19 protein-coding genes are annotated in these 22,422 nt (G+C 45.0%); 11 read left to right on the forward strand and 8 right to left on the reverse strand.

The genetic code is table 11. The annotated features are described in order from the left end of the window. The first annotated feature begins 218 nt into the window (after nucleotides 1–218). Together selA and selB are read left to right on the forward strand one after the other, a co-directional pair. Nucleotides 219–1,586, forward strand: a complete 1,368-nt coding sequence (gene selA / locus MD588_RS07665) for an L-seryl-tRNA(Sec) selenium transferase (RefSeq protein WP_265696474.1) — start codon at nucleotides 219–221, stop codon at nucleotides 1,584–1,586. Further along, entirely contained in the window at nucleotides 1,583–3,388 is a 1,806-nt protein-coding gene (gene selB / locus MD588_RS07670) for a selenocysteine-specific translation elongation factor (RefSeq protein WP_265696475.1), read from the forward strand. Before selA ends, selB begins: the two co-directional genes overlap by 4 nt. 71 nt (nucleotides 3,389–3,459) lie before the next feature. On the opposite strand, the gene MD588_RS07675 is transcribed toward selB, so the two are convergent. Then, complete coding sequence (locus tag MD588_RS07675) at nucleotides 3,460–4,827, reverse strand: endonuclease/exonuclease/phosphatase family protein (protein ID WP_265696476.1); 1,368 nt, start codon at nucleotides 4,825–4,827, stop codon at nucleotides 3,460–3,462. A 73-nt stretch (nucleotides 4,828–4,900) separates the two neighbouring features. On the opposite strand from MD588_RS07675, the gene MD588_RS07680 reads away from it, so the two are divergent. From MD588_RS07680 to MD588_RS07690, 3 genes are all read left to right on the forward strand, one after another. Continuing rightward, on the forward strand, nucleotides 4,901–5,041 hold the full coding sequence (locus MD588_RS07680; protein WP_265696477.1) for a hypothetical protein: 141 nt from the start codon (nucleotides 4,901–4,903) through the stop codon (nucleotides 5,039–5,041). A gap of 166 nt (nucleotides 5,042–5,207) precedes the next feature. Then, a complete protein-coding gene (locus tag MD588_RS07685; protein WP_265696478.1) occupies nucleotides 5,208–6,152 on the forward strand; it encodes a DUF4382 domain-containing protein in 945 nt (314 codons plus the stop codon). 222 nt (nucleotides 6,153–6,374) lie between these two features. Beyond that, nucleotides 6,375–8,090 (forward strand): NAD-dependent malic enzyme, encoded by a 1,716-nt coding sequence (locus MD588_RS07690; RefSeq protein ID WP_265696479.1) that lies wholly within the window; start codon nucleotides 6,375–6,377, stop codon nucleotides 8,088–8,090. Nucleotides 8,091–8,448: 358 nt separating this feature from the next. Here MD588_RS07690 and MD588_RS07695 read toward each other — a convergent pair whose 3' ends face one another. After that, nucleotides 8,449–8,781, reverse strand: a complete 333-nt coding sequence (locus MD588_RS07695) for a DUF3392 domain-containing protein (RefSeq protein WP_265696480.1) — start codon at nucleotides 8,779–8,781, stop codon at nucleotides 8,449–8,451. Nucleotides 8,782–9,012: 231 nt separating this feature from the next. Between MD588_RS07695 and arfB the strand changes: the two genes are divergently transcribed. From arfB to MD588_RS07710, 3 genes are all read left to right on the forward strand, one after another. Further along, complete coding sequence (arfB, locus tag MD588_RS07700; protein ID WP_265696552.1) at nucleotides 9,013–9,426, forward strand: alternative ribosome rescue aminoacyl-tRNA hydrolase ArfB; 414 nt, start codon at nucleotides 9,013–9,015, stop codon at nucleotides 9,424–9,426. Between the two features lie 92 nt (nucleotides 9,427–9,518). Continuing rightward, nucleotides 9,519–9,968 (forward strand): hypothetical protein, encoded by a 450-nt coding sequence (locus tag MD588_RS07705; RefSeq protein WP_265696481.1) that lies wholly within the window; start codon nucleotides 9,519–9,521, stop codon nucleotides 9,966–9,968. 89 nt (nucleotides 9,969–10,057) lie between these two features. Beyond that, a complete protein-coding gene (locus MD588_RS07710) occupies nucleotides 10,058–10,954 on the forward strand; it encodes an aspartoacylase (protein ID WP_265696482.1) in 897 nt (298 codons plus the stop codon). Nucleotides 10,955–12,109: 1,155 nt separating this feature from the next. Here the strand turns inward: MD588_RS07710 and MD588_RS07715 are convergent. The 5 genes from MD588_RS07715 to MD588_RS07735 all read right to left on the reverse strand — a co-directional run bounded on the left by MD588_RS07715 (nucleotide 12,110) and on the right by MD588_RS07735 (nucleotide 17,300). Further along, nucleotides 12,110–12,442 carry a DOPA 4,5-dioxygenase family protein gene (locus tag MD588_RS07715; protein ID WP_265696483.1) on the reverse strand — a complete coding sequence of 111 codons (333 nt, stop codon included), beginning with the start codon at nucleotides 12,440–12,442 and terminating at the stop codon, nucleotides 12,110–12,112. A 162-nt stretch (nucleotides 12,443–12,604) separates the two neighbouring features. Further along, nucleotides 12,605–13,330 (reverse strand): glutamine amidotransferase-related protein, encoded by a 726-nt coding sequence (locus tag MD588_RS07720; RefSeq protein WP_265696484.1) that lies wholly within the window; start codon nucleotides 13,328–13,330, stop codon nucleotides 12,605–12,607. A gap of 12 nt (nucleotides 13,331–13,342) precedes the next feature. Continuing rightward, nucleotides 13,343–14,503 carry an iron-containing alcohol dehydrogenase gene (locus tag MD588_RS07725; protein WP_265696485.1) on the reverse strand — a complete coding sequence of 387 codons (1,161 nt, stop codon included), beginning with the start codon at nucleotides 14,501–14,503 and terminating at the stop codon, nucleotides 13,343–13,345. 11 nt (nucleotides 14,504–14,514) lie between these two features. Continuing rightward, on the reverse strand, nucleotides 14,515–15,921 hold the full coding sequence (locus tag MD588_RS07730) for an aldehyde dehydrogenase family protein (protein WP_265696486.1): 1,407 nt from the start codon (nucleotides 15,919–15,921) through the stop codon (nucleotides 14,515–14,517). Between the two features lie 11 nt (nucleotides 15,922–15,932). Further along, nucleotides 15,933–17,300, reverse strand: a complete 1,368-nt coding sequence (locus tag MD588_RS07735) for a glutamine synthetase family protein (RefSeq protein ID WP_265696487.1) — start codon at nucleotides 17,298–17,300, stop codon at nucleotides 15,933–15,935. 486 nt (nucleotides 17,301–17,786) lie between these two features. Here MD588_RS07735 and MD588_RS07740 point away from each other — a divergent pair, with 486 nt between their 5' ends. The 3 genes from MD588_RS07740 to MD588_RS07750 all read left to right on the forward strand — a co-directional run bounded on the left by MD588_RS07740 (nucleotide 17,787) and on the right by MD588_RS07750 (nucleotide 21,116). After that, nucleotides 17,787–19,190, forward strand: coding sequence for a tryptophanase (locus MD588_RS07740; RefSeq protein ID WP_265696553.1), 1,404 nt, complete (start codon nucleotides 17,787–17,789; stop codon nucleotides 19,188–19,190). Nucleotides 19,191–19,399: 209 nt separating this feature from the next. Next, a complete protein-coding gene (locus MD588_RS07745; RefSeq protein WP_265696488.1) occupies nucleotides 19,400–20,233 on the forward strand; it encodes a c-type cytochrome in 834 nt (277 codons plus the stop codon). A 196-nt stretch (nucleotides 20,234–20,429) separates the two neighbouring features. Beyond that, nucleotides 20,430–21,116 carry a DNA alkylation repair protein gene (locus MD588_RS07750; RefSeq protein ID WP_265696489.1) on the forward strand — a complete coding sequence of 229 codons (687 nt, stop codon included), beginning with the start codon at nucleotides 20,430–20,432 and terminating at the stop codon, nucleotides 21,114–21,116. A gap of 85 nt (nucleotides 21,117–21,201) precedes the next feature. Here MD588_RS07750 and MD588_RS07755 read toward each other — a convergent pair whose 3' ends face one another. Beyond that, nucleotides 21,202–21,915, reverse strand: coding sequence for a MaoC family dehydratase (locus MD588_RS07755; protein ID WP_265696490.1), 714 nt, complete (start codon nucleotides 21,913–21,915; stop codon nucleotides 21,202–21,204). Nucleotides 21,916–22,422 lie beyond the last annotated feature (507 nt).

Here is a 22,422-nt window from a genome sequence, read left to right on the forward strand (position 1 = left end):
ATAATGAAATGTTATGCATGTTTTATTCAGGGTGTGAAGAATGACGGTGGCAATGTTAATTACCACTAATTTATAAATTAGTTTTCATCTTGTTCTTGTCCCTGAACTCTTCCTTAAAGCCCTCACTTCAAATTTCCTGAATAGACTATCAACGTTTAAATATATATGACGATTTATGATTCTCTATTTTAAATTTTTAAAATTATTGGGGCTTTATCATGGCAATAAGCACCTTATCATCTATCCCACAGATCGAAAAAATTCTTCAGCAAGCTTTTCTCTCGCCTTTTATTGAGCGGCTTAGTCGTCCAGTAGTGACAGATATTGTCCGAGAACAAGTACAAGCTTACAAAAAGAAGCACTTGAAAGATCCTGAGGGCACTCCGTTTTCACTGGAGCAGCTTTACCATTTTATTGAGCAAGGTTGCTGGTTAATGAACCAACAGCGGTTGCAGCGGGTCGTTAATGGTACTGGGGTGATCGTTCATACTAACCTTGGCCGTTCACCAATTGATAGCGAGTTGTGGCAAAGCGTCAGTGAAGTGAATACCCATTACAATAACCTTGAAATCGATCTTCATACCGGTAAGCGCGGTAAACGCAAAGGCATGTTGCAGCAGTTAATGCAGTACTTGGTTAAAGGCGAAGACACCTTAGTCGTCAATAACAATGCATCTTCTATCTATCTAATGTTGCATGAATTGGCTAAGGGCAAGGAAGTTATTGTATCTCGTGGTGAGCAAATCCAAATTGGTGGTGGCTTCAGAATCCCTGACATCCTGGCGCTATCCGGTGCCAAATTGGTGGAAGTTGGCACTACTAATATCACTACGGCTCAAGACTACCTTGATGCTGTGACTGAAAATACTGCCATGGTGCTGATTGTCCATACATCAAATTTCAAGATCCGCGGTTTTACCGAGTCAGCTGATATTAAAGAGCTGGCACGAGATCTACCAGAGCATGTGATACTGGCCGTCGATCAGGGATCCGGTACAACCACAGAAGACATGCCTGATGAACCTACCGTGGCTAGTTATATTCAGGCGGGGGCGGATATTGTTTGCTTCTCAGGCGATAAGATACTGGGCGGCCCTCAGGCTGGTTTGGTGACTGGCAAGCAGGCACTGATCAAGCAGCTTGAGAAGAATCCGATGATGCGAGCATTCAGACCAAGCAGGATCGTGTATTCATTGCTTGAGGAGCTGGTGGTTCGCAAGCTTAACCAGCTTCAAAGTGGTCGTGGGGTGGCTGAAAGTAAGAGTTCACTATCGGAACATGAGCTTGAAGACAGGGCCAATCAGCTAGCGGCAGGGTTTGGCGAACAAGTGCAGGTTGTGCGTTCAGAAATGACAGTAGGCGGAGGTTCACTGCCGGATCAAAATGATCCCTCATGGTCTGTTGAGATCGTGCCGGAGAATGGTCGATACAAGCGGTCAGCAGAAAAGTTATTGCAAGTGATGCGTAATTGGCCGCTGCCTGTCATTGGTGTGATCAAGCACGACAAAGTGCAGCTTAATCTGGCCACGATTAACGAATCAGAAATAAGTTATCTACGCAGCCAACTGGCGGAGGTATTGCAATGAGTTATGTTGTTGGTACGGCAGGCCATGTCGATCATGGTAAATCGGCGTTGATCAAAGCGCTGACTGGTATTGATACCGCGCACCTTCCACAGGAAAAGAAGCGCGGGATGACGATTGACCTTGGCTTTGCCTACTTCAAGCATCAGGACGGGACGCCTGTTGGTGTCATCGATGTGCCGGGCCATGAACGATTTATCCGCAACATGGTGGCGGGGGTTTGGAGCCTCGATATGGTTCTGTTTGTCGTTGCTGCCGATGAAGGCTGGATGCAGATGTCAACCGACCACCTAAAAGTGATCGCATCGATGGGGATCGAAAACGTGACTTTGGTGATCTCTAAGTCTGATCTTGTCGATGATGAGATGCTGGCATTGGTCGAGGAAGAAGCCCTTGAGCAGTTTTTAGAGATAGCAGGCTTTATTCCTGACTCCGTGGTGGTCTCTGCTCATCAGCAAAAAGGAATTGATGGGCTACGTCAGCATATCTGCCGTAAGCTGGATAATCACCAGGAAAAAGCTAGACAGCGTATTGCGAGTGAACGCCAGGGCCATTTGTATATTGACCGTGTTTTTACGGTCAATGGTGTCGGTACTACTGTCACCGGCAGTTTGTGCGGCGGTGAGTTTCATGTAGGGCAGAAGTTGATCCTCCAACCATCAGGCAGGGAAGTGCAGGTAAAAAGCTTGCAGTCCTATCATCAAAATATTGATACTGCTGAGCCGGTATCTCGAGTTGCAATTGCCCTTAAAGGGGTGAAGAAAAAAGAGGTTGAGCGCGGCTTTTGCCTGATGGCGTCGAAAGAAACTGGTTTTGTTACCGATGAGTTGATTGTGAGATTAGACAGCCTGCTCTTTGAGAACAAGTGCCGTAATAACAGTGAAGTCGAGGTCGCATTCGGCACCTTTAATACGCTTGCCAAGATCTTTGTGTTTAAAGGGACAAACCTGGCGCGCTTGCGTCTGAAAGAGCCTGCCTGTTGTTTCTGGAATCAACGGGCATTGCTGATCCAGCATGGTGGCAGCCGGATCTTGAATTGTGGGGCTGTTGCCTGGGGAGGAGCGGTTGTTAAGCAGCACCGTAATAAACTCTATGATCTGCTAATGGCGATGCCTGAACATCCAGCATGGGAAGACTATGTAACGATTAATATGTCGCTATATGGTTACGCCAAACGCGGTGATCACCAGCTTGATGAAGTCGGATATAAGGTTTGCGGCGACTGGTTGTTCACCGAAGATTGTTACAACAACTCTCATCGGCAGATAGAGTCAATTCTCAAGCAGGAGCAAATTGATCTGTCTGCTAACGAGCTAAGCGGCAAGCTCCAGCTGCCGATTGCTGTGTTGTCATCCCTGTTACAGCAGTTTGTCGAGGAAGGGAAGCTGAAACAAAGCGGCGAGTTATTCTCACTGGGTAACGGGCGAAGTGAAGCGCAGTTATCGCCTACGGCGAAACAAATTCTAGAACGGATGAGTCAGGCTGAAAAGCAAGGTTATGAGGCGGATAAAGAGAAAATCCCAGGCGCTCAGAAAGAGCTTCGCAACCTTGTTAGACTAGGCTTTGCCGTGCCGCTAGAAGGCAAAATTTACTACGAAAAAGGTCTTTACGATAATCTGGTCAATGACATTATTGAAGGGCTAGAAGTCAATGAGCGCTTTAAGATATCTGATGCCAGAGATCGGACTGGCTTGTCACGCAAATATATGATCCCTGTGCTGAACCGCATGGAATCTGATGGCTGGATCAAGCGTATCGAAAATGATCGTCAGGTGCTAAGAGCTCTCGAGCCGGTTGTAGCGTAAGGTTATTAGCCCGTTATAAATGAAGAAGCCTCACAATGTGAGGCTTCTTTGGTTTTAGCTAATCACTCAAATTACTTAGTTAGGTCGAAGTTCATCCAAACCATACGGTGGTCAGAAGAGACGCCTTTGCTGATACCCAGCTCTTCGTCGTATACCAGGTGGTAGCCATCTTCATCACTAGCAGGCCAGAAGACGCCTGAATCCGTAACAGTAAGATTCTGTGATGGGATAACGTGATCCAAGCGTAGTCCGCTCTTACTCGTAATATGCTCGATGTAAGGGGTATCTTTGTTGTCACCGGTACAGATCCCTAGATCGAAACACTCTTGGCCGCCTTTGCTTGTTGGTGTTTGGTAGCCAATAGTTGCACTGATATTAACAAGTGGATTCTTCAACAGATCATTGATTGCGGTTAAGTCACCATCCCCTTGAATCGGATCCGCGTTTAAATCACCAGCTACGACAAACTTGCTGTCTGCCGGCAAACCACCATAGACATTATTATCGTCATACATGTAGTTTTTTGATTCAACGTAGTCATTCCAGAATTCAATTTCAGCGTGGTTACGCTTGATATTGTGTTCTGCGATGTTTTCCCAGATCGGCGGTGTTGGGTGTGAAACTAAAAAGTGGATAGTCTCCTCACCGGTAGGTGTTGGAATAATGACAGGAATATCTGCGTGGTTTTTAGATGAGAGTGGGAATTGCTCCCAAGCTTCGTCTTCGTACCATTTACTCTTACAAGTCATCCCTTCAGGGAATTTGCTCGGATCGTCACACTGAACGATGCGGATGCTTTCTTCATAGCCAGGCATATCTTTCCATTTGAAGTTCTGGAAAGTGCGCACGTTACTTTCATCAATCTCAAACTGTGAGAATACAGCAAAAGCATATTGGCCGTGATAGTTACCAAAGCCCCATGCGTCATCCTTAATGTCTGTCTTTTCACCGTCATTGTTCAGGTCAAAGCCGCTTGCTTTACCTGTGTTGGTAGCAATGTTTTTGCGGTATTCAAAGCTAATTGGCTCAACTTGGCTATTTTGTGCATAAGCAAGGTAGTTGTTATGGAAGCCATCAAGGGCTCTCATATCTTTTCCTGTACCTTTGTTATTAAATTCTGCCAGCAGGAAGACATTTGGGCGAGTACGTTGAATCGTTTCTGCCACATTTCGGATTTGAATTATTTTTTGTGCGGTTGCTTTTTTAGCTTCTGTCAGTGATTCGTCGTTATTCTTATAGCGATTAATCAGAGCTGTCTGATCATCGCGTGTCATCGACATTTCAAAAACTAGATCTTCATACGTATCACGATCAAAGGACAGGTTATAAGTCGCGAAGCGGGCTTCAGTATACGTTTCGGTTGTGCTGTTGTCGCTGTTACAACCAGTTAGCGCGGCAAGAGCAATCGAAGCAGCAATAACACTACGAGCAAATTTCATTTTCATTTCCGTTAATGTGGTAAGACCACGGCTAATGCTACATTTTTCTATGAAACTGTAATTGGGTGATTATGTGGCATGTGATGAAGATCATGATATTCCATTCCGCATGTATAATATGCAGGCAGTTGGATGCTTTGGTAAACGTTTGCTTGTTGGTTATTTGTGCGAGCAAGCGTTTGCTTTGTTGCTTTTTGATAATGATTGGTTATGAGCTGTGGCCGCGCGTATTAGCTTAACTAAGCACTTTATTGCTATGCTTTTTTTTGGGGTTTGTAAAATCATTGTCAGATTTGCTCTGAATGGGAGTTATCGGCTAGGGGAATAATCGGGATATCTGTATTCTTCTGCCAGGTAATTATTTATTGAGAGTTTTATCAATGCAAAAGTTGGTAGTAGCCGGGCTGGTTAGCCTTGCATTAGTGGGTTGTGGTTCTGATTCGTCAGGTAGTAATAGCAATACAGGGACATTTAATCTGGCTTTCTCAGATGCACCTGTTGATGATCTGACCAAAGTTTGTGTTGCTTTTGATCAGATCTCGGTAAAGCACACCAACGGTAGCGAATCTAGTTGGGGCACGACCTCCTTTGCTGCCGATGAAAGCTCTGAAGAATGTATTCCTGACGGTATGCTCATCCCTGAAGATGCAGACGGTAATCCAGAATTTATGGTGATCAACCTAATGGCCTATCAGGGTGAAAATTCTCTGCAGGTGCTTAGTGACGAGCTCATGCAAGCTGGCAAATATAACCAAATGCGGCTATCGGTATTGGAAAAAGGCAGCTATTCTGACGGCACTCCTTATTCGCATGTTGTGACTGATACGAATGATACTCAGGGAATTCGAGTACCAAGTGGTGAGTTAAAGCTTGATGGTTTTGAGGTTACTGCGGAAGCAACTCAAAGATATACTCTGGAATTTGATCTGCGTAAGAGTATGGTTGAAAACGCTAACGGTTATCAACTGAAGCCGCGTGGTGTTCGCCTTGTAAACAATGAAGATGTCGCGACCATTTCGGGAGCTGTGCTAGAAGAAAGCGAAGCATGCGGTGGTGTTATCGAGGATGCTTTTGTCTATGTCTATAACGCACCAACAGATACTCATGGTGATTTGGCTTCTGAATTCGAACCTTACACTTCAGCGGCGGTTGATCCAGTAAGCCGTGAGTTTGAAATTGGCTATGTGCCTCTGGATAATTACAATATTGCACTTATCTGCAACGGTAGTGAAGATGACCCAGAGAAAGCGGGTGACTACCTGGATATTTACAGTGTCGTGGAAGATGAACCCCTGCCGGCTTTGGGTATGACGATATATTTCTAACTCGCCCCGATATCTAAGCCCGCTGATTCAGCGGGTTTTTACTGTCAATAACTGCCTTAAAATCAACCAATTATTCTCCGAGCTTCACGTTTTTCCGTATCTAAAGGGCGTAGAATCTTTCGTTATCTCCTACGGGAGCCAATGTCAGCCCTCCAATCTTCTGTCATCACCACAGATAAATCATCGAGGACTGATTGCCGAAAATTAGACTGGAGGGATACCATGACGATAGGCAAATACCTGCGTTGGAAAGATGAAGAAGGTAATGAATTTAGACCTGTATCTTTAACAGGGACCGAACTGCTCAACGACCGGACACTCAATAAAAGTACTGCATTTACCTACGAGGAAAGAGAGGCTTTTCAGTTGAGTGGCTTGTTACCTCCGCGCGTGCAGACATTCGATGATCAACTCAATCGCGTTTATGATGGATTTAGAAACGCGTCTACTGATATTGAAAAATACCTTTTCTTGCGTGCACTGCAAGATCGAAATGAAACCTTGTTCTATGCGTTGTTATCTCAGCATATCGAAGAGATGACACCGATTATTTATACCCCTACGGTAGGTAAAGCCTGCCAGGAATTTAGCCACCGTTATCAGAAGGCTCGTGGTTTATACATTACCGAAGACAATGTCGACAACATGGGTGAACAGGCTCGTCACTTTACCGGTAAAGATATTAAAATCATCGTGGTGACGGATAGCCAGGGTATCTTGGGGCTCGGTGACCAAGGTGTCGGCGGTATGGGTATTCCTATTGGTAAGCTATCGCTTTATACGCTGGGGGCGGGTATTCATCCGGCTCACTGTTTGCCGATAGCTTTGGATGTTGGTACCGATAACCAAGATTTGCTGGATGATCCAATGTATCTTGGTGTGCCTCGCAAGCGTATGCGTGGCGAGGAATATAAAACCTTTATCAACAAATTTGTTCGTCAGGTTAAACACCATTTTCCGAAAGCGGTGTTGCAGTGGGAAGACTTCAGTAAATCGAATGCTTTCGATAACTTGTCTGATTATGAGGAATTTCTTCCGTCGTTTAATGATGATATCCAGGGCACCGGTTCGGTGGTACTCGCGGGTATTCTTGGCGCGGTTAAAATTAAAGGCGAGTCTTTGGTTGATCAGACCTATGTGGTTTATGGCGCCGGTGCTGGTGGTGTAGGCGTTGCCGATCAAATATTTGCCGGCTTGTTGAAAGAGGGCTGTTCCCATGCTTCTGCCCGTGATCGCATCTTTATTCTCGACTCTCAAGGCTTGGTATTTGATGATCGTGATGGGCTGGATGAGTATAAGAAGCGTTATGCTAAGCCACGTTCACTGGCAGAAAACTGGCATACGGAAGAGCTTGGCAAAGTGTCTTTGACCGAGTTGATTAATAACCATCCTGTTACCGTGCTGCTTGGCACTAGCGGTATTGGCGGTGCGTTCAAGGAAGAGCATATCCAGAAGATGATGGAATACACCAAGCGCCCAATGGTGTTCCCGTTATCCAATCCGACCGCGAACTGCGAAGCCCTACCGGAAGATATCTATAAATGGAGTGACGGCCAGGCAATTGTTGCGACGGGTAGCCCATTCGACAATGTGATTTACAATGGTCATGAGTACCGTATTGGCCAAGGCAATAATGTCTTTATCTTCCCGGGTGTAGGTTTAGCTGCAATTGCCTCCAAGACGAAGAAAATCACTTTGGATATGTTCACGATGGCATCTTATGCGTTGGCGGAATGTGTATCTGAAGAGGACTTGGCTGCAGGTTGCGTTTATCCGAGGATCAGTGAGCTGAAAGCAGTATCGCTTCGTGTCGCGACGAGTATTTTAACGAATATGCAGGCGACGGATCCGATGAGTATCTTGCGAGGTAAAGATGTTAAGCAAGAGCTAGCTGAACATATGTGGGAGCCGGTTTATTTGCCTTACCGTAGAGTCTAACCCTCTCCAAACTTAGTGCTATAAAGCCCAGCTTTTGCTGGGCTTTGCTTTTTGCGCCAAAGATTTTGCTTTTTAGGTCAGTGGCTTAATACTCGATCTGACTCCTATCAAATAAAGCTCTCAAAATTTAATATTAATTTATTGAGTGCTCAGAATTTATGACATCTCATAAACGAAGCAAAGTCGAGGAGGTGTGTGATGATCATGTCTTTAATCCTTTCAAAGCTTAAGCAGTTAGCCATCTTTAGTCTCTATGCCGTGGTTGCAATAGGACTATGGCTAATGATGATGCACCATATTTTTGCTTTAATCCGATAAAGAGCCATTTCAAGGCGCAGGGTGCTGAGTGGTCAAAGCCTTACATTTGCCTGTTTCTCTGCGCCCATAATCCAACAAAAATAAATGTTACTACCACAATACAAAATAGCCACTGGCTCGGTATTTGGCTTAACTGCCTGGCAAGCCAAGGGGCCGCTGACACAATTAAGAAACCATATCCAAATGCATTGACTAAAATAAAGGCCAAGGTACGTAACACAAAGTTAGTACCAGATAGGTGTCGTCTGAGGAGCCGGTTAATGTCTGCGCCAAATATTACCAGCAGACAGGCAACCATAGCTGTTGAAATTTCGCTTAGCCAGGGGCGTATGAATTGACCAGAGTCGGCGAGCAGTGCAATTAATGTATTCATTATGTATCGATATATAAAGCGGCGGATAATGACCAGAATACTGACTCTGGTTAAACTTAAAAATGACACTAATGCTTGCTTGTAAGGGTGATCACATTTAGCGGGTGGTATCAGAGCAAAAAACAGCCGATACACCTTAGTATGTGAGACGTGATTGAAGTAACAAACTTTGCATCTGTCAGAATAAACAAAGATAATCCGGGATTAAATTACGGCTATAGGCATGCTTTCTTGTTAACTATCTCCAACACTGTCCAACTTGCTGACTGGGAAATTGAAATTACGGCGATTCGTGCTCAGGGGGCGGGTGGCCAGAACGTCAACAAAGTTTCCAGTGCAATTCATCTGCGTTTTGACATTAAGCGTTCATCACTTCCGCCTTTTTATAAAGAGCGTTTGCTGAAGTTGTCTGATCACCGAATAACTAAAGATGGGGTGATCATCATTAAGGCACAGCAATATCGTACTCAAGAGCAAAATAAAGAAGATGCGTTAATGCGGTTGAAGGAATTAATCCAGTCTTCGGCGGTCCAGCAAAAAGCGAGACGGGCGACCAAGCCGACAAAAGGGTCTCAACGTCGTCGAATGGACAAGAAAACCCAGCGTGGACAAACCAAAACCTTACGTGGCAAGGTGAAGTTTTGAGCAGGTTAACACTTTCGCTTATTATTTCGTGAAAGCTCGCCCGATAGCGTTTAGTTTCACCGTTATCATGATGATTTACAAAGGTGATATGGATGTCTGAAAAGAAAACGTGCCAATTGCTCCAGCTTTTTTTCCGAGAGTCTGAGCGCGCAAGATTACTCGACGTAGATGCATTGCCCGAGCTTAACTCACATGAGCAAACAAGCATGCATGAGTGGCTGGCAGGTAAACGGAACTTTTCTCGCGATGAAATATCACCGCAGCATTGGATAAAGACATGTAGTGCGGGTTATATCACTGAATTGATCTTACACCCAGATGGTTCACTGGATGAATTTACGCTATTTAACCGCCAGCGTACGGCGGGTTTCTGGGAATTGGTTGACGGGGTCATCGAAATTGAAATCTATAAAGGTGAAAACCGGTATCGCAGCGCCGTTATTGCCAATAAAAATACCAATATCCACTCTGCCATTGAGTATAAGAATGGCGAACTGCACTCCTACTTAAAACTGGCACAAACCCGACCTGTCATCTTTTAGTGTGTTTTCACTGGCAAATTGTTAATGAAACTGGTATTCATTTTAGTGTATTGAGATGAATATCCAGCTGATAAGTGAGAGCCTGAACTGTGAATACAAGGACGAATACAATCAATTCGGTTGCTGTCGTTGGCGGCACGCATGGTAACGAATTTAGCGGTATCTACCTGCTGCGCAAATGGCAGCAGAATCCCCAAGTGATCTCCCGAGACTCGTTCTCCTCCCAAATGGTTTTTGCTAATCCGAAAGCGTTTGAGGAAAACAAGCGCTACCTCGATTGTGATATGAACCGCCAGTTTAGTCTCGATGATCTGAACAATCAGGATCTGGCCAACTATGAGCAAAGTCGCGCCAAAGCGATTAATGCTCAGTTAGGTCCTAAGGGGAATGCCAAGATAGACTTCATTATCGACTTGCACAATACCACCAGTAATATGGGACCATCCCTGATCCTACTTCAGAGCGATGCGTTCAACCGTAAAATGGGGGCTTATGTTAAAGCTAAAATGCCCGATGCGGTTGTGGTGCTAGAAGATCAATCTTCTGTTGAAGAGCATTATTTTCTTAGCTCGATCACCAACCAAGGTGTAATTGTTGAGGTTGGCCCTCAGCCACAATCCGTGATCCGTCAGGATGTACTCGATTGGATGGAGGAAATGACTCAACATATTCTGGACTATGTCGAACTTCACAATACCGATGCACTGCCTGAACTTCCGGCTAGCTATGAAGCATATAAATATGAAGAGACATTGAAGTTACCGGAAGATGCAAACGGAGAACGTATTGGAATGGTACACAAGAATGTCCAGGATGCCGATTTCAAACCGCTGCATGCCGGTGATCCGATTTTCACATTGTTTGATGGCACTGAAGTTTACTGGGAAGGGGACTACGAAGCATATCCTCACTTTATCAATGAAGCAGCCTACTATGACAACAACCTTGCGATGTCGCTGGCTAAGAAGGTAGTTGTCGAGGTATAGCACGCGGTGGTGAAGTAAAGCAGTTCCTAGGGGCTGCTTTTTTGTATTCATCTGTGAGCACTTTCTTTTGGCTTAAAGTGCTGGTTATATCTATGCAAAAAAGCCAACTTGATATTCGAACGCTATCAATTCAAATACTGGCTTATGATCCACTGGTATTCTATATTGACGGAAGGAATATGAGATAAATTTTCGCCGTTATTTAGCTAGAGTAGTGATTGTTTTTTAAACTAGAATAAATTCATATTTTGGCTTTAAAGATATATTCGTTTGACTTTTATTGATTGGTAAGTGATTAATTAAACGTATCTATTTATTTAGTAGAATGCTTATAACACAACTGATGCGTGCTGATTCATATCTGTGGGAATAACGGTCGTTTGGTTTTATTTTTGTACTAATGTTCATTGTTAAAGAAAGCAAGGAGTTCAATAGTGAGTTGATGAAAATGGTACAAACAAGAATAATACTTGATGAAATCGACATATTAACTTACTGATATTACCATATTAAACATGTTGAGTAGTGACTTGGTGTTATGTAAGCTATTGCAATAGCAAGCTGGAACTAATGGTCTTCTCGTGACAAATTGCAATTGTATTAATAAAAAAAGAATTAAACGAAATTTTTGGCAACGCATATTTTTCAATGCGGTTTTCCAATGTAAGAAATGCGGTAAGGTATTTAAGCTATGAGTAAGAGCTCATTGTTAATTAAAAAGAAGATTAGATATAAATCTCAGGCCGTATTAATGAAAACAAAAAAGCATTTTTTGAAAAGATATGATGTCAATCAGGAAAAATCTGAGTTCAAATTCTAAATAAATACTATTTTTATATATTTTTATTCGTATTCTAAATTGTTGATCTTTTGTGTTTTATGATTGATTTTAATAAGTGCATTCAAGAAATTAATGGTCTGCAAGACAGTCAGAGAAAAGTAGTCGAGCTTCAGAAGCTTGTTCGACTTTCTATAATGCATTGTAATAGTAAACAGACAGCTGTTTTATTGGATATGTTAGATGGGGCACAAAGAGATTTCGAAGTGACCTACGAGAGCACAAGTGAACATTACTACTAGTGATAGGCTACAGTAACCTCCGTAATCCCAATCCTCCAAAGGCCGCACAAGCGGCCTTATTTGTATTTGAATAAACTAGTCTGTTTCACAGTTTTCAAATATTTCCGTATGTACTGCAAGCTCCTCTCCTAGCCAATAAGCGCCGCTGGTATGATCTGCTAAAGCATTGCTTGTCACCGGGTGAATCAGGACTGAAAGGCCGGCGCGGTGTTGGTCAAGCCATTCGATAAAACCGTATTGATTGTCGTTGAAATGGACCTCGAACATCGGTTTGTCATGTGGGCCGACACGTCTGTTTACCAGAGGGAAAATGGACGTAACGTCGATTCGACTCAACTTGATTTGCTGGTAGATTTGTTCGGCAATGGGCTGTTGAGTGAGATCAAAATAGATATGTGCATGATACATGTCTTCGCCTCAGTGTCTTTTTCATTACTTTTTACTAGTGTATGAAACTGACCGATTGACACCATAGTGATGAGCCGATGAATTTGTTCAGCTATTTTGAACGATTCTACACTGGGAATAGCTGTGAACTGACTCCCAGCGGTGTTCTGAATGGTTAGATAATTAATGGAATTGGTATAACTTAATGAAGTTAATAATCCACTGTGCAACAGAACAAGAATCAGTGGGTTGCTCTAATGATGCGAGTGCTATCTCTGCGGTTTCTTCCGGGTAGTTATCACGGCGGAGTCTGATTAAATCGTGAGAATATTCGGGGGTAAATTCTGGGTGGCCCTGAACACCCAGAAAGTGAGTACCGACTTGGATCATGGCATATGGGCAAAATTCACTGCCTGCCAGCGTAATAGTATTCGGCGGCGGTTCGGCAATTTGCTCCTGGTGGCTGACAATTAGAGAATAGCCACTGTTAGAACCCGTGAGCCAACTATGTTGATTAGCCTCCTCCAGGTTGAACTTTACATCGGCTACGCCAATTCCCCAGCCGTTGGCCGACGGGCAGGCTTCTCCGCCCAGCGCACGGGCAATCATTTGGTGACCGAAGCAGACCCCAATAAATGGAATGTGCTGCTGGTAGAGCTGGTGGATGAAGGCTTCAAATACGCTGATCCATTTGACTTCGTCATTGACGCTGAACTTGCTGCCTGAACTGATGTAGGCATCGCATTCATCCAGTGCCATCGGGTATTGACCGTCGATGACGCGGTAAAAGTTCAGTATTACGCTCGGGTCAACCTGACCGAACAGGTTGCTGAACATTGCTGGGTAATTGCCGTGTTTGGCCTGCAGCTCCGGCCTTACGTCATCGCAAAGTAAGACGCCCAAAATCATACTTTTCCTCGCTTAGTGCAGTCTGCCGTCAACTGCACGGGTAACAATATCGGCATACTGCTCGGCGGTTAATTGGATTGGGTTGCCGGCGGCTGCGGGATCTGAAACGGCCATGGCTCCAAGACGTATAGCCTGCTGGCTATCGATACCTATTTCGGCCAACGTGTTGGGGATATGTAGCTCGGCTCGTAGGGAAAGTATCCAATTTAATACACCGTCAAAGCTGGGGTGCGGTAACGCGAGGTATCGACCGAGCCGGTCCATTTTTTCGTTGATATGGGGTCGGTTGGCCACCAGGACGTAGGGCATCAGAATGGCGTTGAGTAAACCGTGGTGTTTGTTATAGAGCGCACCCAGCGAGTGCGACAGGGCATGCATGCCCCCTAATCCTTTCTGGAAGGCAGTTGCCCCCATTGTCGAAGCAACCAGCATTTGGGTCCGGGCGTTAGTATTTAACCCGTCAAGGTAAGCGACAGGAAGGTAATGCATGATCATTCTCATTGCTTCGAGCGAGATAGCATCCGCCATCGGGTGATAAGTGTGGGAGCAAAAGGCTTCTAGGCTGTGGGAAAGAGCATCCATACCCGTGGCTGCGGTTAGCTCCGGTGGTAGCTCGGTTATCAGAAACGGGTCTAAGAAAACTTGTATTGGCATCATTTGAGGGTGAAAAATGATTTTTTTTACCAGCTTGGCTTCGTCGGTAATGACAGCGGCACGCCCAACCTCAGCGCCGGTACCGGCAGTGGTTGGTATCGCTATTACAGGAGCGATTAATTTGGGGTCTGCCAGTTTCCAGTTTTCACCTTGATCTTCGAAATCCCATAGTGAGTGCGATTGTTTGGCGACTAGTGCTATGGCTTTGGCGGCATCGATACTGGAACCTCCTCCGAAAGCAATAATACCGTCGTGCTTGCCGTTCAGGTAGTGTTTGACTCCCGCCGCGACATTTCCACTGGTAGGGTTCCCTTGAATATCGTTGAAAAGCTCTAGTTTTAACTCGGACTGCCTGCATCGGGTCAGGGTATCGCGAACCATTTTGCTAACAGCCAGGGTTGGGTCGGTAACCATCATGGGATTATTAATCCCGGCCTCCTGACAGTAATCAGCCAGGTGGTCCGTGCAGTGCTCACCAACGGTGATGGATGTGGGGTAGTTCCAATGCGCTTGGTGCATGTCTGTAGCTCCTACAGGTGCTTGATATGGAAAGACTTGGGACGAGTGAGGGTTTCAAAACCTAGCGTTGATAGGGCATAACCGCGTCCGGAATGTTTGACTCCTGTCCAGGCTAGGGCGGGATCCAGATAGTCACAGCGATTGACAAAGAAGGTGCCAGTTTCTAACTGTTCACCAAGGGCTATCGCTTTGTCATAATTTTGCGTGAAAATACTGGCAGTCAGCCCAAACTCGCTGTCATTCATCAGCACTATCGCCTCATCATCTGAGTGGACTTTTTGTACTGCTACGACCGGGCCAAAGGTTTCTTCTTTCATGATACGCATTTGATGATTTACGCCGGTGAGCAACTGAGGCGCCAGGTAAGGCGTGCCTTTTTGGCTCTTGGGGAAATCAGCCTCTTTGACGTGCGCCGTTGCTCCCATATTTACGGCTTCTGTGATTTGTTCGCGGACAAATTCAGCGGCACTGGTACGAACCAGAGGGCCCAGTGTTGTGTGTTGTTCCAGCGGTGAGTCTAACTGGTAGTTGTTGATGATCTGTGTGGCTTTTGCCACAAACTCGTCGTGTATAGACGCGTCGACATACACGCGCTCAATACCGCAACATGACTGTCCTGAGTTAAAGAGTGCGCCGTCAACGATGGCTTCAGCGGCCTGGTTGAGGTTGGCATCTGCCCGAACATAAGCAGGGTCTTTGCCACCAAGTTCCAGACCGATGCCATGAAAGTGTCCTGCCGCTGCTCTTTCGACAATTTGCCCGCCTTTTACTGAACCGGTAAATACCACATGCTGGATATGTTCACTGGCAATTAAATACTCGGTATGAGCATGGCTAAGATAAAGGTGTTGAAAGACGCCATCAGGCAGGCCTGCGTCATTGAATGCTTGCTGAAGGCGCTCCGCGCATAACGGGGTTTGCGAGGAATGTTTAAGGATAACGGTATTGCCGGCCAATAAAGCGGGGATTATTGAATTGATAGCTGTTAGATAGGGGTAGTTCCACGGAGCGATGACAACCACTGTGCCGAGTGGCTCACGTTTGATATACCGTGTAAAGCCTGGTTTAACCTCTAGATTAACCGTCGCTAGCGCATCATCACAAATGGCGATCATATAGCGTGCCCTTTCTTCAAGGCCTGATAGTTCGATACCGCTATAGCGAATAGGCCTGCCCATCATCCAACTTAGTTCACAGGCAATCATTTCCCTGTGGTCTAGCAAAGCGTCAATGGCTCTGCTGCAATAGAATTTTCGTTCTGCCAGTGATGTCAGGCGCCAGTTTTCTTCTGCAAAATTGGATTGTTCTATTGCTTGCTGAACATCTTCTTGGGTGGCTAATTGCTTGCTCACAATAATTCTGCCATCAACTGGTGAGACGGTATGCTGGACTGTGTCTTTCCCGTCGGGTTCTGTCATGCCTGCTATCCTCAGATAATTTCAAAATAGCGGTTTAGCTCCCAGTCGGTCACATGCTTTCTGAATTCCCGGTCTTCCCATTCCCTGGAAGCCGCGAAGTGATCAACAAACGCATCACCAAACAACTCTCTTGCAGCCTGAGAGGCTTTAAAGCACTGCGTGGCATCCCATAGGGTACGGGGCAGCGCTAACTCTCGAGGATGAGCTTGCTCATAAGCATTACCTATTACAGGTGTATGAGGTTCCCATCCATGAGCTATGCCATATAACCCTGAGCCCAATGCAGCGGCCAGTGCGAGATAAGGATTGGCATCAGCCGCACCGATGCGATATTCAATACGCTGGGTTTTGGCAGAGCCGGAGATGACTCTTAGTGCGGTAGTGCGGTTTTCTACGCCCCAAGTTGCATCCGTTGGGGCCCAGAAGCCTGGAATCATTCGGCTATAGCTGTTTACGGAAGGGGCGATCATACAGAGCAGTTCTGGCATCAGGCGTTGCTGGCCGGCAAGAAAGTGGCGCTGTAGTTGGCTCATCGTATGCTCTTGGCCTTGGTCATAAAATGCGGATGAGCCATCTTTGTTTTGTAGCGAAAGGTGGATATGGCCACTTTGCCCTGGGTAGTCATCGCTCCATTTAGCCATAAATGTGGCAAGCAAATCATTCTTTTGAGCCAATACTTTCATATAGGTTTTGAATAGTGCTGCTTTGTCTGCAGCAGCCTCGGCATGGTCAACTGAAATGGCCGCCTCGATGACACCCGGTCCGGTTTCGGAATGAATTCCCTCGATGGGAAAGTCCATGGTTTCTGCCATGGCGAGAATAGCTTTGTACAAGTCAGAGTATGTCGAGTTGCGGATCATCGAGTAGCCAAACCAGTCCGGGGTAATGGTTTCAAGGTTTCTGAATCCTTTCTCCCGTGCCGAGTGTGGTGTCTCTTTGAACAGGAAGAATTCATATTCAAGGGCAGCAAATGCATCAAAGCCCATCTCAGTGGCTTTACTGAGGACTTTTCTTAAGGCGGCGCGAGGGCAGACTGCTTCAGCCTCTCCGGCAAATTCGGCAATGAATAGCAGCATGCCGTCTTCATCGAGTACTTCACGGCAGCTTTCCGGAATGATACGGACCGGGGCATCGGGATAACCGGTATGCCACCCCGTATAGCGTGCATTGTCATACAGCTGGTCTTTGACATCCCAGCCCAGAACGACATCGCAAAAGGCAAAACCGTGGTCGAGTGAAGAAAAGAACTTGCTCTTCGACATGTATTTTCCCCGCATGACGCCATCGTTATCAAACAGCCCTACTTTGACATGAGTAAGTCCACGTTCTCTGATAATGGCCTTGGCATCTTCAGGGGTTTTAACGCTTCTCGGTTCCATATTGCAGGCATCCCTGTAAAGTCTGTTTAGCAAGCCGCCGAATTGGGTTATATCGCTTGTGCGCTTTCTGGATCTTCTGCGCCCAGTCTGCCCATCGAATTTATAGGTGGCTGATATATTTAACCTAGGAAGCAAGGGGATATTAGTCAACTATGAACAAGGGGGATTTTTCTTTGCGCTATAGTTATACCAAACAGAATATTTCTGTTGTGTAGAACTACTATACCTTCATCAATTTGGGGTGTTTGCTAATGGCGGCTACTGCTCTGATGGGAGAGGATGGTGGTTCAGTTGGTATTGTAGTAAGGAGCTAGCCATGTCTAGGAAACTTCTACAAGCTTATTGTCTTCGGCCCGCCCGGGTAGCTTGGTTTAATCAAGACAACCGCCTCTGCAATAACTTTCCTTCTTAATGTCCCTCTTTGATAGTTAGCTACGTTGCATATTTAGTTTATGCCTGTGTATGGATAAACAAATGGGGGTGATGATGAAACGTATTCCAGAGCCTTTTCGAATCAAAATGGTTGAACCTATCCGGTTGACAACCCTTGCAGAGCGGGAAAAAGCCTTGGAACAGGCTGGCTATAACCCCTTCGCTTTAAAAAGCGAAGATGTGTATATCGATTTGCTGACGGATTCGGGGACTGGGGCGATGAGCGATTCGCAATGGGCTGGGTTAATGCTGGGGGATGAGTCTTACGCAGGAAGTCGTAACTATTTTCACCTTAAAGATGCGGTACAGGATATTTTTGGTTATAGCGATTTTGTTCCCACCCACCAGGGGCGAGGTGCCGAGCAAATATTATTTCCATGCCTAGTCGAAAAAATGCAGCGAGAACGTGGCGGAGCCCAGCCGGTATTTATATCGAATTACCATTTTGACACCACGGCCGCTCATGTCGAATTTACAGGTGCCATGGCCATTAACGTGGTTGATGAACGGGCGTTTAATACCGAGCAGCCTTATGACTGGAAAGGTAATATTGATCTACAAAAGTTAAACGACGCTGTCAGCCACTATGGAGCGAGTAATATCGCTGGGATTATTATGACCGTTACCTGTAACAGTACTGGTGGCCAACCTGTCTCTATGGCTAATCTTAAAGCCGTATATCAACTTGCCCAGTATCATCAAATCCCCGTGGTCATGGATTCAGCCCGGTTTTGTGAAAATGCATGGTTTATCAAGCAACGGGAAGCGGGCTATCAGCATACACCGATTAAGCAGATAGTGTCTGAGATGTACCAGTATGCCGATATGCTGACATTATCGGCGAAAAAAGATCCAATGGTTAATATTGGCGGGCTCTGTGCTATTCGAAATGATCGGCCTCTGTTTCAAGTCGTGCAGACACGATGTGTGCCGTTGGAAGGTTTTGTTACCTATGGCGGAATGGCGGGAAGAGATATGGAGGCATTAGCTCGTGGCCTTTATGAGGCTCTCGATGAGGATTTCCTGACTTACAGGATCAAACAGGTAGAGTATCTGGCTTGCCGGCTTAAGAAGGGAGGTGTACCCGTCCAGTGGCCGGCTGGTGGACATGCTGTTTTTGTCGATGCCAAGAAAATGCTACCGCATATTCCCCCCGAGCAATTTCCGGCTCAGGCATTATGCAATGCGCTGTATCTCGAAGCGGGCATTCGTGCAGTGGAGATTGGTTCCTTGCTGCTAGGGCGTGACCCTGTCACAGGTGGGCAGAAGTCTTCACCGATGGAATTTATGCGGCTGACTATTCCGCGCCGGGTCTATACCAATGATCATATGGATTATATTGCTGACGCACTGTTCGAAGTCGCTAGAAAGGCTGAAACCTTGTCAGGGCTGACATTTGAATATGAACCGCCCGTCTTACGGCATTTTATGGCTGTGATGAAACCTCTTTCAATTTAGGGGCTGTCTATTTTTCTCCTCAAGTTTTATCTGAAGGCATTCTTTGCCATACGGGGAAATGCTGAAAGATAAACCGGGCATAATTTCTGTGATGCTAATCCCAACGTGATAAAGGTCTCAGATGAATGTTAACCCACTGACTATATTGGAAGTGATCCATAGCTGACGAGGTGTACTCGTTTGTAATGATGATGACAAGGAGTGTTAACATGAGGAGAAAAGCGTTAGGAACGCAGTGGTTACTTGTTTTGGGGTTATTTAGTGCTTGGTCGTTTAATTCCTGGTCAGCTGATGAAAACTCGGTACAGTTGGTTTTTTCAGAGTCTGGCAAAACTGTTAAATCTTTAGCCCTTAAGAATTTGAAGAAACAACTATCAACACGCCAAGTCGATATCTACGATCCTCAGTATGGTAAGAATAAACGTTATCTTGCATTCTCACTTCATGATGTTATGGCGTTAGCCTATGGTAAAGGCTGGGAAGGCCAATTAGCGACAGATGTGAATTTCATTGCGTTAGACGGCTATCAGGCTGTTGTCTCTTTTGACAAATTACTCGAAGAAGGGGGCTATATCGTTTACTACGATAGGGATTATCCTGACTGGGAACCTATTGGACATAATCAAACTAATCCCGGCCCGTTTTATCTGGTTTGGTCGGGTAGTAAGCAAACGCCGAAGCAGGCCTTTCCCTGGCCATATCAACTAGCAAGGGTTGATACGGTAGAGTTTAAATATCGATATCCTAAGGTATATCCACAAGGTGTTAAAAAAAACAGCAATGTATACAGTGGGTTTAGGTTGTTTAAAGATCGCTGCATGAAATGTCACGCTTTAGATCAAGATGGTGGAAAAGTTGGACCGGATTTAAATGCCCCTATGAATATTCTCGCTTACCGAGAGCCTGCGGTGTTACGTGAATATATTCGTCAGCCATCTAAATTCCGATATACCCAGATGCCGGATCATACCGACTTGTCTTATCAGCAGATAGATAACCTACTTGAATATCTTAAATATCAAGGGAAAGTAACTAAACAATAAATTTATGATTATTTTAAAAGATAGATATGCCCCCAAACAACCTCAAGATGATCGTTTGGGTAGTGATATAAAAGAAAGCTTTGCTTGTTGCTCGTGCTTCAATAGATACCAATGGAATAGAAATTAGTTTTACGTCCCAAAAAACTGTGCTTCAATACCCCTCAAATAATAAAGTTAGTTGTAAAAGGAAGTTTTTATGTCTCTTATCATCCCTATGGTGATATTTATGCAACAGCGGATGGCTGAAGCGGGCAACGCCGAGGATGCAAAGGCGATGCAAGAATATATGAAAACAGAGCAGCCATTTTTCGGGGTAAAAGCACCAGAGCGCAAAGCCATATTCAAACAAGCGCGTGAGCATACTAAGGTGAGCACGTTTATCGAGTATAGCCGCTTGGTGCTATGGCTCTGGTCAGGTGAAAACCGTGAAGAGCAGTATCTGGCGATGGATGCTGCCGAGTACTATAAAGCATTTCGCACTAGAGAAGCGTTCGACATTTATGAAGAAATGCTACTGGGCGCCAACCACTGGGATACGGTCGACAAGATATCTTCAAACTTGATTGGTCCGTTGGTTAAAGATTATCGCGAATTAGAACAAAAATTGATTGAATGGCGCGGCTCAAACAATATGTGGTTACGCCGGGCTTCGTTGCTGGCTCATCTTAAACATAAAACAGAGACAAATGTTCCTCTGCTGGAAGAGACCATATTAATGTTGGCGCATGAAGATGAATTTTTCATTCAGAAAGCGATAGGCTGGGTATTGCGTGAGTATTCAAAGGCGGAGCCTGAATATGTATCTGATTTTGTTGCTAAGCACAGTGACAAGCTAGCCCCACTAAGCAAGAGGGAAGCATTGAAAGTGATTGAAAATGTATAAACGATAAGAGTTATACCCGGTTATTTAGCGCTAAACGTAAAAAAGCCATCAATGATGGCTTTTTTTGCATTCGGGCTATAGCACTTTAGAAGTGCAGGCGAATAACGGACTCTGCGACACATCCTGGGCGACGGATACCTTCAATTTCTACAGTGATTTCCTGGACAATCTCAAGGCCGCGTTTAATCGGCGTGACAGATTGAATTTTGGTACTGGCACGAACACGGTTACCGGCTTTCACTGGGTAAGGGAAGCGAACTTGGTTAAGGCCAACGTTAACGGTCATTTTTGCCGTAGGGAACTTCTGATTGTCAGGGTCAACACTGTCCGTTAGGACTGAAAGCAATGACAGTGTCAGGAAGCCGTGTGCAATCGTTGTTTTAAACGGAGACTCTGCAGAAGCTCGTTCTGGATCAGTATGAATCCATTGGTGGTCTTCCGTTACTTCAGCAAAGTTGTTGATGCGGTTCTGATCGACAGTAAGCCATTGGCCAACATGGATTACATCTCCGAGGGTTGACTCAAGCTCTGCCATTAGCTTTTCAGCTTCAGGTTTCATTACAATCGGAGCCGGTTGAGCAACGGGTGCTGGCTGAGCGTCCGGGGTTGGTTGCTCAACGGCATCATCATTAGATGCGAGTTTGTGATCTTTAATCAACAAGCCAAGCTGGCTATTATTTGCTTTGTTAACAAACTCAAGCCAGTAGTCACGCAGGGAAGGTGATAGAAAGTCTTTAAGTTCAAACGGGTGTAGTGATAGGACATCACGTTTTTGCTTAAAAAAATCGACTACTTTCATGACTATGTGACCTTATTAATATGTGTCTTGAAGTGGCTGAGGCGCAGTATTGTAACGGCTATACAGAACAATAAAAGTCATTTCGTGGCCCAGATCTCATTTCAATGCTCATCGGATGAGTGTTTTTCTTTATATATCAACGCTATATGAATTCATAGTGTTTAGTGTAAAAATTCTAATAGTTTGCGTTAATATCAACTAAATAGCATTAGTTCTCAATAAAACACTATTTTCAGCGAACACTTGTACACGAAAAACGCTATTTTAAGCGAACACTTGTAAGCAGAAAATATGAGGCGAATAAGATAAAAGCAAAAAAACACATCATATTAAAAATACGCAATAAAATAATCATAGTGCAAATTGAAGATGTTTTCTTGAACTATTCTCTAATAAGTGTGCTTTTTTTATTCGCTTGGATTAAGGCGTCTTGTTTTTGTGTGCCGTTCTCAAATCCAAGATGCAGAAGAAGAGTTGATATACCTAGCCACCTTGAAGTCATTTGGG

Source organism: Photobacterium obscurum (assembly GCF_026191635.1).
In the GTDB taxonomy this organism is placed as follows: domain Bacteria; phylum Pseudomonadota; class Gammaproteobacteria; order Enterobacterales; family Vibrionaceae; genus Photobacterium; species Photobacterium obscurum.

Coding starts and splice junctions, on each gene's coding strand:
- MD588_RS07720 (WP_265696484.1), bottom strand. CDS start 13,330: ATGATTTTGGGCGTCTTACTTTGCGATGACGTAAGGCCGGAGCTGCAG.
- MD588_RS07690 (WP_265696479.1), top strand. CDS start 6,375: ATGACGATAGGCAAATACCTGCGTTGGAAAGATGAAGAAGGTAATGAA.
- MD588_RS07715 (WP_265696483.1), bottom strand. CDS start 12,442: ATGTATCATGCACATATCTATTTTGATCTCACTCAACAGCCCATTGCC.
- MD588_RS07695 (WP_265696480.1), bottom strand. CDS start 8,781: ATGAATACATTAATTGCACTGCTCGCCGACTCTGGTCAATTCATACGC.
- MD588_RS07705 (WP_265696481.1), top strand. CDS start 9,519: ATGTCTGAAAAGAAAACGTGCCAATTGCTCCAGCTTTTTTTCCGAGAG.
- MD588_RS07745 (WP_265696488.1), top strand. CDS start 19,400: ATGAGGAGAAAAGCGTTAGGAACGCAGTGGTTACTTGTTTTGGGGTTA.
- MD588_RS07685 (WP_265696478.1), top strand. CDS start 5,208: ATGCAAAAGTTGGTAGTAGCCGGGCTGGTTAGCCTTGCATTAGTGGGT.
- MD588_RS07750 (WP_265696489.1), top strand. CDS start 20,430: ATGTCTCTTATCATCCCTATGGTGATATTTATGCAACAGCGGATGGCT.
- MD588_RS07730 (WP_265696486.1), bottom strand. CDS start 15,921: ATGACAGAACCCGACGGGAAAGACACAGTCCAGCATACCGTCTCACCA.
- MD588_RS07735 (WP_265696487.1), bottom strand. CDS start 17,300: ATGGAACCGAGAAGCGTTAAAACCCCTGAAGATGCCAAGGCCATTATC.
- MD588_RS07725 (WP_265696485.1), bottom strand. CDS start 14,503: ATGCACCAAGCGCATTGGAACTACCCCACATCCATCACCGTTGGTGAG.
- MD588_RS07675 (WP_265696476.1), bottom strand. CDS start 4,827: ATGAAATTTGCTCGTAGTGTTATTGCTGCTTCGATTGCTCTTGCCGCG.
- selA (WP_265696474.1), top strand. CDS start 219: ATGGCAATAAGCACCTTATCATCTATCCCACAGATCGAAAAAATTCTT.
- MD588_RS07740 (WP_265696553.1), top strand. CDS start 17,787: ATGAAACGTATTCCAGAGCCTTTTCGAATCAAAATGGTTGAACCTATC.
- MD588_RS07755 (WP_265696490.1), bottom strand. CDS start 21,915: ATGAAAGTAGTCGATTTTTTTAAGCAAAAACGTGATGTCCTATCACTA.
- selB (WP_265696475.1), top strand. CDS start 1,583: ATGAGTTATGTTGTTGGTACGGCAGGCCATGTCGATCATGGTAAATCG.